This window comes from Nakamurella deserti (assembly GCF_003260015.1).
Taxonomy (GTDB): domain Bacteria; phylum Actinomycetota; class Actinomycetes; order Mycobacteriales; family Nakamurellaceae; genus Nakamurella; species Nakamurella deserti.
In genome coordinates this window covers 2,365,164-2,378,360 of the sequence record NZ_QCXS01000002.1, presented here as the reverse complement: position 1 = coordinate 2,378,360, position 13,197 = coordinate 2,365,164, and the positions used below count along the sequence as shown (strand labels likewise).

Annotated in this window: 14 protein-coding genes; 9 read left to right on the top strand and 5 right to left on the bottom strand. The window is 73.7% G+C overall.

Annotated elements, in window-relative coordinates; translation table 11 throughout:
- Window positions 1–130: 130 nt before the first annotated feature.
- Together DB033_RS21115 and DB033_RS10850 are read left to right on the top strand one after the other, a co-directional pair.
- Window positions 131–1,432: a CHAP domain-containing protein gene (locus tag DB033_RS21115; protein ID WP_205843756.1), complete on the top strand. Its 1,302-nt coding sequence runs from the start codon at window positions 131–133 to the stop codon at window positions 1,430–1,432.
- Between the two features lie 368 nt (window positions 1,433–1,800).
- Window positions 1,801–2,670 (top strand): HAD family hydrolase, encoded by an 870-nt coding sequence (locus DB033_RS10850; protein ID WP_111766684.1) that lies wholly within the window; start codon window positions 1,801–1,803, stop codon window positions 2,668–2,670.
- A gap of 13 nt (window positions 2,671–2,683) precedes the next feature.
- On the opposite strand, the gene DB033_RS10845 is transcribed toward DB033_RS10850, so the two are convergent.
- Both DB033_RS10845 and DB033_RS10840 read right to left on the bottom strand, forming a co-directional pair.
- A complete protein-coding gene (locus tag DB033_RS10845; RefSeq protein WP_111767415.1) occupies window positions 2,684–3,118 on the bottom strand; it encodes a VOC family protein in 435 nt (144 codons plus the stop codon).
- Window positions 3,115–3,978, bottom strand: a complete 864-nt coding sequence (locus DB033_RS10840; protein WP_111766683.1) for a helix-turn-helix domain-containing protein — start codon at window positions 3,976–3,978, stop codon at window positions 3,115–3,117. Before DB033_RS10840 ends, DB033_RS10845 begins: the two co-directional genes overlap by 4 nt.
- A gap of 84 nt (window positions 3,979–4,062) precedes the next feature.
- Between DB033_RS10840 and DB033_RS10835 the strand changes: the two genes are divergently transcribed.
- The 6 genes from DB033_RS10835 to dhaM all read left to right on the top strand — a co-directional run bounded on the left by DB033_RS10835 (window position 4,063) and on the right by dhaM (window position 9,187).
- On the top strand, window positions 4,063–5,004 hold the full coding sequence (locus DB033_RS10835) for a DNA-formamidopyrimidine glycosylase family protein (protein WP_111766682.1): 942 nt from the start codon (window positions 4,063–4,065) through the stop codon (window positions 5,002–5,004).
- A gap of 53 nt (window positions 5,005–5,057) precedes the next feature.
- Entirely contained in the window at window positions 5,058–6,356 is a 1,299-nt protein-coding gene (locus tag DB033_RS10830; protein ID WP_111766681.1) for an aspartate aminotransferase type Ic, read from the top strand.
- Window positions 6,357–6,369: 13 nt separating this feature from the next.
- The gene (locus DB033_RS10825) at window positions 6,370–6,723 is read left to right on the top strand and encodes an MmcQ/YjbR family DNA-binding protein (protein WP_111766680.1); all 354 of its coding nucleotides are present in this window, start codon (window positions 6,370–6,372) and stop codon (window positions 6,721–6,723) included.
- A gap of 132 nt (window positions 6,724–6,855) precedes the next feature.
- Complete coding sequence (gene dhaK / locus DB033_RS10820; RefSeq protein ID WP_111766679.1) at window positions 6,856–7,857, top strand: dihydroxyacetone kinase subunit DhaK; 1,002 nt, start codon at window positions 6,856–6,858, stop codon at window positions 7,855–7,857.
- Window positions 7,858–7,859: 2 nt separating this feature from the next.
- A complete protein-coding gene (dhaL, locus tag DB033_RS10815) occupies window positions 7,860–8,492 on the top strand; it encodes a dihydroxyacetone kinase subunit DhaL (protein WP_111766678.1) in 633 nt (210 codons plus the stop codon).
- Window positions 8,489–9,187, top strand: coding sequence for a dihydroxyacetone kinase phosphoryl donor subunit DhaM (dhaM, locus tag DB033_RS10810; RefSeq protein WP_111766677.1), 699 nt, complete (start codon window positions 8,489–8,491; stop codon window positions 9,185–9,187). The genes dhaL and dhaM overlap by 4 nt, the downstream gene beginning before the upstream one ends.
- 297 nt (window positions 9,188–9,484) lie before the next feature.
- On the opposite strand, the gene DB033_RS10805 is transcribed toward dhaM, so the two are convergent.
- A complete protein-coding gene (locus DB033_RS10805; protein WP_111766676.1) occupies window positions 9,485–9,946 on the bottom strand; it encodes an Hsp20/alpha crystallin family protein in 462 nt (153 codons plus the stop codon).
- A 567-nt stretch (window positions 9,947–10,513) separates the two neighbouring features.
- On the opposite strand from DB033_RS10805, the gene DB033_RS10800 reads away from it, so the two are divergent.
- Window positions 10,514–10,801 carry a hypothetical protein gene (locus tag DB033_RS10800; protein WP_157970626.1) on the top strand — a complete coding sequence of 96 codons (288 nt, stop codon included), beginning with the start codon at window positions 10,514–10,516 and terminating at the stop codon, window positions 10,799–10,801.
- Here the strand turns inward: DB033_RS10800 and DB033_RS10795 are convergent.
- Complete coding sequence (locus DB033_RS10795; RefSeq protein ID WP_111766674.1) at window positions 10,798–11,967, bottom strand: dipeptidase; 1,170 nt, start codon at window positions 11,965–11,967, stop codon at window positions 10,798–10,800. The two genes, DB033_RS10800 and DB033_RS10795, sit on opposite strands and share 4 nt — an antisense overlap.
- A gap of 26 nt (window positions 11,968–11,993) precedes the next feature.
- Window positions 11,994–13,172, bottom strand: coding sequence for a pyridoxal phosphate-dependent aminotransferase (locus DB033_RS10790; protein ID WP_111766673.1), 1,179 nt, complete (start codon window positions 13,170–13,172; stop codon window positions 11,994–11,996).
- Window positions 13,173–13,197: the final 25 nt, after the last annotated feature.

Below are 13,197 nucleotides of genomic sequence, written 5' to 3'. Positions count from 1 at the left end.
CCCTCATGTCGAGGGTCAGGTCAGATCACGGTTCGGTCTCGCCACGCTCCGATGACCGTGGGTAGCGTCCGGCGACAACGCGTGGGGGGCGGGCCGCGCAGACCTTCCCACGACCACAGATCGGTGTCGCATGCGCACGGGCTCGAAGACGTTCTCAGCCGCCCTCCGGCGGATCGCCACGGTCGGCGTGCTCGCCTCGGCCTCGGTCGTCACCAGCGCGGTGGTCGTCGCCCCGCCCGCCTCGGCGGCCGCGCCCGGCGTGACCTACCTGTGCTCGAGCACCGACTACGGCTGCCTCGCGAGCACCGGCTACTCGGGCCAGTCGGTCTGGGGATCCTGGGGCCCCGGCCACAACTGCGTCAGCTACGCCGCCTTCCGGCTCGCGCAGACCGGCGTGGCGCGGCCGTGGCCCGACCGCATCGGCAACGGCATCGAGTGGGACGACAAGGCCCGCGCCGCAGGCGTTCTCGTCGACAAGAACCCGACGGTCGGCTCCATCGCCCAGTGGGACGACTACGGCGCCGGCCACGTCGGTCACGTCGACCTGGTGACCGACACCTACATCCACGTCAGCGAGGACAACTTCGCCTCCAGCGGGTCCGGCACCTCGACGATCCGCCGGATCGAGCGCAGCAGCCAGATGTTCGCCGACGCCGACTTCATCCACGTCCGCGACGCGCAGCCCGCCGCCGTGGCCGCGCCGCCGCCGCCGGTCGACCGGGTGCAGCAGGGCGCCATCGGGGAGAACGCCCTCGTCGACTTCCGGGGTGACGTCTACAAGATCGTGGGTGGCGCGCCGCTGTACGTGTCGACCTACGACGCCGTCGGTGGACCGCAGCCCTCGACCACCCTCACCGACGCCGAGTTCGCGAGCCTGCGGTCGGTCGTCCGGGACGGCACCATCCTCGCCGGTGCGCAGACCGGCGAGGTGTACCGCGTGACCGGCGGTGCCCCGCTGTACCTGTCCACGTTCGACGCGATCGGCGGGCCGCAGGCGGTGACCTGGGTCGACCAGGCCGCCCTCGACAACGCCGGCGCCGACGGTGTCTGGAGCCACCTGCGCATCCAGCCCGCCGACGGCACCACCGTGACGACCTGGCCGAACGGCGAGGTCTACCGCTTCGCGGGCGGCGCGCCGCTGTACGTCTCCACGTTCGACGCCATCGGCGGGTGGGCGCCGATGCTGACCGTCGACCAGGTCGTCGTGGACCGCGGCAGTGGCGGTGGCCGCTGGAACCACGTGGCCATGCGACCGCACGAGGGCACCGTGATCCGCGGTGGCCAGACCGGTCGCGTCTACGTCATCCGCGGCGGCCACCCGGTGTACGTGTCGGACTGGTCGCAGATCGGCGGCCCCCAGCCCAGCATCGCCGTCGACCAGGTCGCCATCGACAACGCCGGCGGCCCCGGACTGTGGAGCCACCTGGGCTGACCGGGCGTGTGGTGGCCCGGCCGCCGGACCGTCGGTGCCGCCCGACTGCCGGTGCTGTCCGACTGTCGGTGCTGTCCGGCCGCCGGTGCCGCCCGTCCGCCCGTGCCGCCCGATCGCCGGTGCTGTCCGACTGTCGGTGCTGTCCGACTGTCGGTGCTGTCCGTCCGCCGGTGCTGCCCGTCCGGCGGTGCTGTCCGATCGCCGGTGCCGCCCGACCGCCCGTGCCACCCGTCCGGCGGTGCCACCCGTCCGGCGGTGCTGCCCGTCCGGCGGTGCTGCCCGTCCGCCGGTGGTGTCCGTCCGCCGGTGCCGCCCGTCCGGCCGGCGCGACGCCGGACCGGGGCTCGCCGTGCCCTACCGTGCCCGGTATGCCGCACACTCTTCCCGCCGGTCTCCGCCCGGGCGGACGCTTCGACACCTGGCGGCGCCCCACGGCCGGGTACGTGGTCGCCGACGTGGACGGGACGCTGATCCTCGAGGGGTCCACCGCCACGCCCGGGGTGGCCGCGGCGGTCGCCGACGCCACCGCCGCCGGGCTTCGGGTCGGCTTCGCCACCGGCCGGCTGCCGGCCGGTCTGCGCGACCTGCACGACCAGCTGCGGGTCCCCGGGCCGCACATCGTGCACAACGGCGCGCAGGTCCGCGAAGCCGGTCTGCCGATCCACACGTGGTCGCTGGATCGGCCGGTCGCATCCGCGCTCGTCGACTGGTGCGTCGCCCGCGGTCTCTACGCCGAGTTCTACCTCGGCGAGGAGTTCGTCGTCACCGAGCGTCAGCCCGCCGCGCAGACCTTCTGGGACCTGATCAGCGGCGACCCGCACGGCGTCGTGGGCGACATCGACTGGCGCAGCGCCGATGTCATCAAGGCCACGGTCGTCGCGTACCAGGGACGCGGCGCGGACACGCTGCTGGCCGGTCTCCGCGCGCTCGGCCTGACCGCCGAGACCTCCACCTCGCCGGTGTTCCCCGGCGACCAGTTCATCAACGTCACCAGCCCGCAGGCCGACAAGGGCCGGGCCGTGCGGTGGGCCGCCGGGTACCTCGGGATCGGGATCGAGAACGTGGTCGCCGTCGGCGACGGCCCCAACGACCTGTCGATGCTCACCGTCGCCGGCACCGCCATCGCCATGGGTCAGGCGCCCGCCGTGGTGCAGCAGGCGGCGCACCTGGTCGTCCCCGAGGTCGCCGCCGACGGGGTCGCCCACGCCCTCGCCGCCGCCGCGTCCTGGCTGGCCTGAGACCGGCGGCGGCTCACCCCGGCTCGCCCCGGTAGGTCCCGAAGCTCCACAGGTTGCCCTCGGGATCGCGCACCCCGATCGAGGCGCCGCCGCCGGCGTCGTACGGATCGTCGGCCAGCTCTGTGAGCACCTCGAAGCCGGGTGCCCGGCGGACCCGCTCGGCGATCTCGGCGGCGTGCCCGGTGACGACGTAGTTCGTGCCGGTCCCCGGCTGCGCGGGCCATTCCGGACTGTCGCGGTGCGAGCCGATCATGATGCCGCCGCCCTCGGGCCAGTTGAGCTGGGCGTGCTCGACGATGCGGTCGTCGTCGGCGCTGCGGTAGGCCGCGACCAGCCGGAACCCCAGCACGCCGGTCAGGTACTCCAGGGCGGCGGGGGCGTCGCGGTAGCGCAGCCCGGGCCAGATCTGCGGTGCGGGGCGGGCGTCGTCCGTGGTGTTGTCGCTCATGACGACCACTCTGCGCCGGTTCCGTCGGCGTCGTCTTGAACGAATGTCGACATCTCCGCGCGCCAGTCGGTGGGCGTGCACCCGGCCAGGCGGCGCCACTCCCGGGTCAGGTGCGCCTGGTCGGCGTAGCCGTGTGCGGCGGCGACGGCGGCCAGGCCGGTGCCCGGCCGGGCGGCGGCCGCCCGGGCCCGGGTGAACCGGGCGACCCGGGCCGTCTCCTTCGGCCTCAACCCGAACTCGGTGGCGAACAGGCGCGCGAAGTAGCCCCGGCTCCAGCCGATCTCGTCGGCCAGCCCGCCGGTGGCGGTGACCCCGCCGTGGACGATCCGTCGCCAGGCCCAAGCCAGCTCGGGCCGGATCGCCGACTCCGGCGCGAGCCGCGCGATCAGCGCCGCCTCGATCCGGTCGAAGCGGTCCGCCCAGCCGTCGCCGTCCTCGAGCCGGCCCAGCAGATCGTCGGCGACCGGGCCCCACAGCTCGTCCAACCCGACGATCCCCGCCGCCATCGCACCGGCCGGCAGCCCGAACAGTGCCCGCGCGCCGAGCGGCGTCAGCCCCAGCTGGACGCCGGCGTGTCCCGCCGTCGGGAAGATGAACGCCGGTGCGTCGTGCAGGCCCGAGACCATCCCGGAGAAGTCGCGGCTCCGGCTCCGGTCGGCCGACCAGCCGACACTCAGCGGTCGGCCGATCGCCAGGATGAACGTCAGCTCCGGCGACGGCACGCCGTGGTGCACGACGTCGACCCCGGCCATGTCGTACCCGGTCATCCCGGTGACGTACGGGGCGAGCGGGGGTGCCGGGCGTCGGAGGGGCAGACCCAGCGGCGTCCGCGACGCGCGTTCGGTGCCCGTCCCCGGCATGCGGCCCACCCTACGACGGGCCGCCCGTTGCGGCCCGCCGCGTACCGTGGCCGCGAAGACCGATCGCACCGGTGGGAGCCGAGCATGCCCGAAGGGGACACCGTCCGGCGCAGCGCCGGACGGCTGCACCAGGCCCTGGCCGGCCGTGAGCTGACCCGCGCCGAGCTGCGCTGGCCGAACCTCGGCGCGGTGCAGCTGGCCGGCCGCACCGTCACCGAGGTCCTCGCCTACGGCAAGCACATCTTGACCCGGCTGGCGCCCGCGACCACCGATGCCCCCGACGGGGACGTGGCGTTGACGCTGCATTCCCACCTGCGGATGGACGGCTCCTGGCGGGTGGCGGCCACCGGCCCGTCGTCGTGGCCGCATCCGAACCGGCCCGGGGTGCGGGCCGCGCTCGCCAACGCCGAGTGGACCGCCGTCGGGATGACGCTGGGCATGCTCGACCTCGTGGCCACCGCGGAGGAGTCCACGCTCGTCGGGCATCTCGGACCGGACATCCTCGCCGACGACTTCGCCGACCCGGCCTCGCCGTGGGGGATCACCGAGGCCGTCCGCCGGCTCACCACCGACCCCGCCACCGCGATCGGGGCCGCCCTGCTCGACCAGCGCAACCTCGCCGGGATCGGCACGTTCTACATGTCCGAGGCGCTGTTCTCCAAGGGCATCTCGCCCTGGACGCCGATCGGGGACGTCTCCGACCCGGTCGCGGTGGTCGACCGCGCCCGCCGGATGCTCGCGACCAACGTCGTGCGCGCCACCCCCAGCACCACCGGTGACCTGCGCAACGGTCAGCGGCAGTACGTGCACGCCCGGTCCGGGCAGCCGTGCCGGCGCTGCGGGATCCCGGTGCGGGTGGCGATGATCGAGGTGCACCGCCGCAGTCCCGGTCAGACCGCGGGCATCGAGCGCACCGCGTTCTACTGCCCGCGCTGCCAGGTGGGTCCCACGCCGACCGACGACGGCCGTGCCCAGGCCCCGCTGGGTACGTCCGGTGGGCGCGGCGGCTCGTACCGGAAGGGTTGACCGGTCGCTGCGGCGTTCGCGACCGTTCCGGCCCGGACGGTAACGTCTGGCCCATGTCTGCACCCAGCATCGACGTGACCACCGCCGACCGTGAGACCCTCGCCGCGCTGCACGCGGACCTGCAGGCGGACTACGACCGGCTCGTCGACCGCGGCCTGCGGCTGGACCTGACCCGGGGCAAGCCGTCGTCGGCTCAGCTGTCGCTGTCCGACCCGCTGCTGTCGCTGCCGGGGGAGGGCGACTTCACCGCCAAGGACGGCACCGACTGCCGCAACTACGGCGGCCTCGCCGGTATCGAGGAGATCCGCGAGCTGTGGGGCCAGATCTTCGACATCCCGACCGACCAGGTCCTGGAGGCCGGCAACTCCAGCCTCGCCCTGATGCACGACTGCCTGACCAACTTCGTCCTCAACGGCACGGGCGCCGGCGCCACCCCGTGGGGACAGGTCGAGGGCGGCGTCGCGGTCCTCTGCCCCGTGCCGGGCTACGACCGCCACTTCACCATCCTGGAAGGCCTCGGCATCCGGATGATCAACGTGCCGATGACCGCCACCGGCCCCGACATGGAGGTCGTGGCGTCCCTCGTCGCCGGGGACGCGTCGATCCGCGGGATCTGGGGGATGCCGTCCTACAGCAACCCGACCGGCGTCTCCTACACCACCGACGTCGCCCGCCGGCTGGCCGAGATGCCCACCGCCGCCGACGATTTCCGTATCCTGTGGGACAACGCCTACGCCGTGCACCACCTCACCGAGGCCGAGCCCAGGGTGCCCGACATCCTCACCCTGACCGCCGAGGCCGGCCACCCGGACCGGGCCGTCGTCTTCGGCTCCACCTCCAAGATCACCACCGCCGGCTCGGGTATGTCCTTCTTCGGCGGCTCGCCGGCGAACGTGGCGTGGATGCAGAAGTTCCTGTCCCGCCGGACGATCGGCCCGGACAAGCTCAACGAGCTCCGCCACTTCCGCTTCCTGCCCGATCACCTGCACGTGCAGGAGCTGATGCGCCGGCACCGCGAGATCATCGCGCCGAAGTTCGCCCGGGTGCTGGAGATCCTCGACGAACGGTTGACCGGCACCGGCACCGCGGTCTGGACGACACCCACCGGCGGTTACTTCATCAGCCTCGACGTGCTGCCGAACACCGCGTCCCGGGTCGTCGCGCTGGCCAAGGGCGCCGGCGTGGCGTTGACCCCGGCCGGTGCGACCTTCCCCTACGGCCGGGACCCGCAGGACCGCAACATCCGGATCGCGCCGACCTTCCCGTCACCGGACGACGTCGCGACGGCCACCGAGGCACTTACGCTGTGCGTGCTGCTGGCGGCCACCGAGCAGCGGCTCGCCGCCGCCTGACCCTCCGACCGGGATGGCCACCGCCGAGGACGTCCGCCGCATCGTCGGCACCCTGCCGGGTGCCGCCGAGAAGGCGGCCTGGGGACAGCCCTGCTTCCGGGTGCGCGACCGGATCTTCGCGTCCCTGGACGACGGCGACCAGGTGCTGGGATTCTCGATCGACCGGGACGAACGCACCGGGTTGATCGCCTCCGACCCGGACACCTACTTCCTCGAGCCTGGGCACGACGACCGCTACCACTTCGCCCGGGCGCGGCTGCCGCGCCTGGACGAGGCGGAACTGACCGAGATCCTCACCGCCGCCTGGCGGCGGATCGCGCCGGCCGCCCGGGTCCGGGCCTTCGACGAGGACCACCCGCCGCGCTGACGACCGCGGTTCGACAATCCCGAACGACGCCGCTCGCGGCCCTGCGGGAGCCGTGACAGGCTCGGCCTGTCGCCGGGGGCCCGTCAGTCCCGGCGACCCCCACGTCGTTCAGTGTCGAGCGGAGGAACCCCCGTGAAGAAGATCATCAACGACCCCGCGACGGTGGTCGAGGAGGCGTTGGCCGGGATGGCCGCGGCCCACCCGGACCTGTTGAAGGTGTCCTACGACCCGATGTTCATCACCCGGGCCGACGCCCCGGCCACCGGGCAGGTGGCGCTGGTCTCGGGCGGCGGCTCCGGTCACGAACCACTGCACGGCGGCTTCGTCGGCGCCGGCATGCTCGCCGCCGCCTGCCCCGGGGCGATGTTCACCTCGCCCACCCCCGACCAGGTCTCGGCCGCCGCGGCCGCCGTCGACGGCGGCGCCGGGGTGCTGCTGATCGTGAAGAACTACACCGGCGACGTGCTGAACTTCGAGACCGCCGCCGAGCTGATGGACGCCGAGGGCACCCCGGTACATACGGTGCTGGTCGACGACGACGTCGCCGTGGAGGACTCGACCTGGACGGCCGGCCGCCGCGGCGTCGGCGGCACCGTGCTGGTGGAGAAGATCGCCGGCGCGGCCGCGGCCCGGGGCGACGACCTCGACGCGGTGGCCGCCATCGCCGAGCGGGTGGTCGCCGGAGTCCGCACGATGGGCGTCGCGCTGACCCCGTGCACGGTGCCGCACTCGGGGGAGCCCTCGTTCACCCTGGCCGACGACGAGATCGAGATGGGCGTCGGTATCCACGGTGAGCCCGGCCGGGAGCGGATGAAGCTGGTCCCCGCCGACGACATCGTCGAGATCCTGCTCAGCTCGGTGACCGAGGACCTGCCGTTCGCGGCCGGCGACCGGACGCTGCTGTTCGTCAACGGCCTCGGCGGCACCCCGCAGGTCGAGCTGTACCTGGCCTACAACGCGGCCCGGAAGTACCTCGCCGGTAAGGGAATCGAGGTCGAGCGGTCGCTGGTCGGCAACTACATCACCTCGTTGGAGATGCAGGGCTGCTCCATCACCCTGCTCAAGCTCGACGACGAGATGGTGTCGCTGTGGGACGCCCCGGTGCACACCGCCGCCCTGCGGTGGGGGGTCTGACGATGGCCGGCTGCACCGCGTCCGACGTCGTCGCGGCGGTCCGTGCGATGGCCGCCGCCGTCGCCGAGCACAAGACCGAACTCACCCACCTCGACCGCGAGATCGGTGACGGCGACCACGGCGAGAACTTGGCCAAGGGGTTCGCGGCGGTGCTGACCAAGCTGGACGCGGCCACCCCCGAGACGCCGGGAGCGGTGCTCAAACTGGTTGCCACGACGCTCATCTCGACGGTGGGCGGCGCGTCCGGGCCGCTGTTCGGCACCGCGTTCCTGCGGGCGGCGACGTCCGTCGGGGATGCCGCAGAGCTGGACGGCCCGGCGGTCGCCAGTGCGCTGGAGGCCGCTCGCACCGGGGTGGTGGCCCGCGGCAAGGCTGAGCCCGGGGACAAGACGATGGTCGACGCGCTGACGCCCGCGGTCGCCGCGGCGACCGCGACGGCCGACGGGGGCGGTGATGTGGCCGCGGTGCTGGCCGCGGCCGCGGCCGCTGCGGTGACCGGCGCGGCGGACACCGTGCCGTTGCGGGCACGCAAGGGACGGGCCAGCTACCTCGGCGAACGCTCGATCGGGCACGCCGACCCGGGCGCGACGAGCGTCGGCCACCTGCTCGGCGCGCTGACGCCCGGGGCGGCATGACCGTCGGTCTGGTCATCGTCTCGCACAGCGCGGCGCTGGCCGCCGGCGTCCGGGAGCTCGCGGCCCAGATGGCACCGGAGGTGACCATCGCCGTCGCCGGCGGCACCGACGACGGCGGCGTCGGGACGTCCTTCGACCTGGTCACCGCCGCCCTCGCCGACGCCGACAGCGGCGACGGGGTGGTGGTGCTCTACGACCTCGGCAGCGCGCTGCTGACCACCGAGACCGCCCTGGAGTTCAGCGATCCCGACGCGGCCGGGCGCATCACGGTCGTCGACGCCCCGCTGGTCGAGGGGGCGGTGGCCGCCGCCGTGGCCGCCCAGAGCGGCACCGACCTCGCGTCCGTGGCGACCGCGGCACGGCGGGCCGGTGCGAGCTGGGACGGCTCCGGTGAGACCGGCACCGACCCGGCGCCGGACACCGCAGGTGCGGTCCGTCGCACCGCGACGGTCGCGGACGCCGACGGCGTCCACGCCCGGCCGGCGTCGCTGCTGGCCCGGGAGGCGGGACGCTGGCCCGGTGCCACCGTCAGGCTGGGCCGCCCCGGGGAATCGCCGGTCCCGGTGACGGATGTGCTGCAGCTGATCGGTCTGGGGCTCCGGCAGGGGGAGACGGTCGAGTTCACGGCCGGCGGCGACGGTTCCGAGGATGCGGCGGCCACGCTGGCCCGGATGATCGACGCCGGCCTCGACTGAGTCCCGGACGGGGCTGAACCTCCGCCGTCCGGGCGCGACCGAGCCTCGGACACGGGGCCGAGCCCACGCTGTGCAGGCTCGACCGAGCCCCCGGACGCGCGCGTGAGCCCGCGCCGTCGGGCGGCGCGGGCTCACGTCGTCGTCGATACAGGATGTGCTGTCAGTCGATCAGGTCTCCCTCCGTCGGCTCACCGCGGTGGTCCCGCCCCCCGCAGGGTGCCGGGACCGCTGACTGTTACGTGCGTGTCGCGCGATCGGACCTCCCTCCGCCCGGTGAACCCGTGGATCCGTGGTGCCTCAGCCGGACGTGACCACGCGGCTGTCGTCAGCGGTCGTACCGTCGCCGACCTGGCGCTGCTGGCCGCTGTGCGCCACCTCGATGCGCCGTGGCTTCGCCTCGGCGGCCACCGGGATGGTCAGCGTGAGCACACCGTCGGTGTAGGTCGCCGAGATGTCGTCCAGCGCGACCCCACGGCCGAGGGCGATCTGCCGGGCGTAGGTGCCGGTCGGACGCTCGTGGACGAGCCACTGCGCCTCGCCCTGGTCCGACGGCGTGCGCTCGGCGCGGATGGTGAGCATGCGGTCGTCGACGCTGACGTCGATCGACCCGGGATCGGCGCCGGGCAGATCCACCCGGATGACGAAGTGATCACCGGTCCGGAACAGGTCCATCGGCATCGCCGACGCGGCGCGGTTCGTGGCCTGCGCCGTGTCGAAGAGGCGCTCGAACTCGCGGAAGGGATCGAATCGGGTAGCCACACCAACCACCTCCTCACGGTCCGTCCCCGGACCGTCCGGGGACGTGGTGTGAGCCGCAGGCGCCCCGGTCGCCGCTCCAGTCGGTCCGAGAACCCCTGCGGTACAGCTACAGTCACTTTTTTAGCACTCGGCACCGCTGAGTGCCAAGGGCTTCCCGGAAAATTTTCCGCCCATCGTCACGGACACCGGTCGCGGTGCCGACAGACGGTGCGCCGGAGCCGCTCGACGGCGTACCGCCGTCGCCGTCGCCGGTGCGCCGTCGCCGGTACGCCGTCGACACGTCGCCGGGGCCGGCAGCCGGGACACGATCACGGGGAGCGTCGGTTCCGGGCCACTGCGGTGGAGGCACGACCGGTCGGCGGTCCGTGCCGCCGGCCCGTACCGTTTTCCCACCCTCCGGGGGGTGGCGCAGGGCGCGGGGGCCGGTCCAGACTCGACGTGTCGGCCCGGCGGCAGCACCGCGGGCCGGCCGGTCGTCGACGACGCCGATCGCCGGAGTTCCCCCGCATCGACGGAGCCGCGACGACCGTCGCCGCCCGCCCCCGACACCGGATGGACGGACCCACCATGACCGACCTCGCGACCGATTCCGTCGTCTCCGGCGTGCCCTACGCCGTCACCCGGGCCGACGGCAGCCCCGCCGGCGCGGTCCTGGAGTTCGTCGGCGACACCGCGTTCCTGGTGCACCAGGCGGGCCGGCACTCGCTGGTCTGCGGCACCGGGGTGCTCGACGCCGGCGGCACGGACGTGCGCTTCTACCAGAAGGACCCGGACCACGAGGGGCGCGACGTCCGGATCTGGCGACTGCAGTCCACCGGCACCGGCGTCACCGCCCGGCACGACGCCGCGATCTAGATCCCGAAGCCCGGATCGGCGATCTCCTCGGCGCGGCCGAGCACCCGCAGCACGTTGCCGGAGGTGAGCCCGGCCAGCTCGGTGTCCGACCACCCCCGGCCGGCGAGCTCGCCGAGCAGCCGCGGGTAGCTCGCCACGTCCTCGAGCCCGTCGGGCAGCACCGCGACGCCGTCGAAGTCGCCGCCGAGGCCGATGTGCTCGACCCCGGCGACCTCGCGGGCGTGCTCCACATGGTCGGCGACCTGGGCGAGAGTCGCCCGCGGGACCGGGTTCTCGGCGCGCCACCGGTCGATCTCGGCGAGGGCCGCCGGGTCGCCGGCGGGAGCGTCGAGGCTGTACACGGTGTGGGGGGTGAGGCCCAGTCGGGCGTGCTCGGCCTTTTCGGCGGCGTCGTGGTCGGCGCATTCCTGCGAGACGAACTGCGGCACGAACGTCACCATGATGACGCCGCCGTTGTCCTTGAGCCCGGTGAGCACGTCGTCCGGGGCGTCCCGCACGTGGTCGCACAGCGCGCGGCACGACGAGTGCGAGAAGATCAGCGGCGCCGACGATGTCGCCAGCGCGTCGCGCATGGTGGCGGGGGCGACGTGCGAGATGTCGACGAGCATCCCGATCCGGTTCATCTCCCGGACGATGTCCCGGCCGACGTCGCTGAGCCCGCCCGAGCGCGGCTCGTCGGTGGCCGAGTCCGCCCACGGCGTGTTGTGGTTGTGGGTGAGCGTCATGTAGGCGACGCCCAGCGCCCGGAGCATCCGCAGCGTCCCGAGCGAGCTGTCGATGCTGTGCCCGCCTTCCGCGCCCAGCAGGGAAGCGATCCGGCCGCCGCCCATGATGTCGCGGACCTCGGTGGCCGTCCGGGCGAGTGCGAAGGTCTGCGGGTACTTCGCGACCATCCGCCGCACGCAGTCGATCTGCTCCAGTGTGGCGGTCACCGCGCTGGATCCCGGCATGTCGCTGGGCACGTACACCGACCAGAACTGGGCGCCGACGCCGCCGGCGCGCAGTCGGGGGATGTCGGTGTGCAGGGTCGGCTGCGGCTCGGCGATGTCCATCGCCTCGAGGTCGTAGCCGGCCTTGGTGCGCAGGGCCCAGGGCAGGTCGTTGTGCCCGTCGAACACGGGGTGGTCGGCGAGCAGGGTGCGGATGCGGTCCGCGGTTTCCGTCATCGGTCCAGCATCGCAGGCGGTTCAGGTCAGGCCGACAGCCGGGACAACCGGGCGCAGGCGTCGTCGATGACCGCATCGGCCTTGCAGAAGGCGAACCGGACGATGGTCCGCCAGCGGTCGGCGTCGGCGGAGAACACCTGCGCGGGGATGGCGACCACCCCCGCCCGGGAGGGCAGCTCAAGGCAGAACCCCACCCCGTCGGTACCGCCGAGGGGGGTGATGTCGGCCAGCACGAAGTACGTGCCCTGCGGCCGGAACACCTCGAAGCCGGCGGCAACCAGCCCCGCGCAGAGCCGGTCGCGCTTGCGCCCCAGGTCGACGGCGAGGGCGTCCACCCAGGACTTCTCGTGCCGTAGGCCGTGCGCGACGGCGACCTGGAACGCCGGCCCGGCGACGAAGGTCAGGAACTGCTTGACCGCCCGCACCGCGGCGACCAGCGGCGCCGGGCCGCACACCCAGCCGATCTTCCAGCCCGTCGCCGAGAACGTCTTGCCACCGCTGGACACGGTCAGCGTCCGTTCGGCCATCCCCGGCAGCGTGCCGATCGGGACGTGGGCGACCCCGTCCAAGGTCAGGTACTCGTAGACCTCGTCGGTGACGACGAGCAGGTCCCGCTCCCGGCAGACCGTCGCGATCCCGGTCAGTTCCTCGCGGGTGAGCACCGTCCCGGTCGGGTTGTGCGGGGAGTTGAGCAGCACGATCCGGGTGCGGTCGGTGACGGCGGCGGCGAACTCCTCCACGTCCAGAGCGAGCCGGCCGGTGCCGTCCCGGCGCAGCGGGACCGCGACGTGCCGCGCGTGGGCCATCGCCGCCACGGCCGGGTACGAGTCGTAGAACGGGTCCAGGGTCAGCACCTCGTCGCCGGGTTCGCAGAACGCCAGGACCGCCGCGGCGATCGCCTCGGTGGCCCCCACCGTCACCAGGATCTCGGTGTCCGGGTCGAACTCCTGGTCGTGGTCGCGCGACCGGGCGTGGGCGATCGCGTTGCGCAGCACCGGGAGTCCCGGTCCCGGCGGGTACTGGTTGAGTCCCGACCCGATGGCCTCCTGCGCCACCCGCAGCATCGCGGCCGGCCCGTCGGAGTCGGGGAAGCCCTGGCCCAGGTTCACCGCGCCGGTGGCCGCGGCCAGCGCGCTCATCTCGGCGAAGATCGTCGTGGTGAACGGGGCCATCCGCGGCACCAGTGCCGCCCGGGACGCAGTCATGGCTCCTTCCTACCCGGGCGGCGGC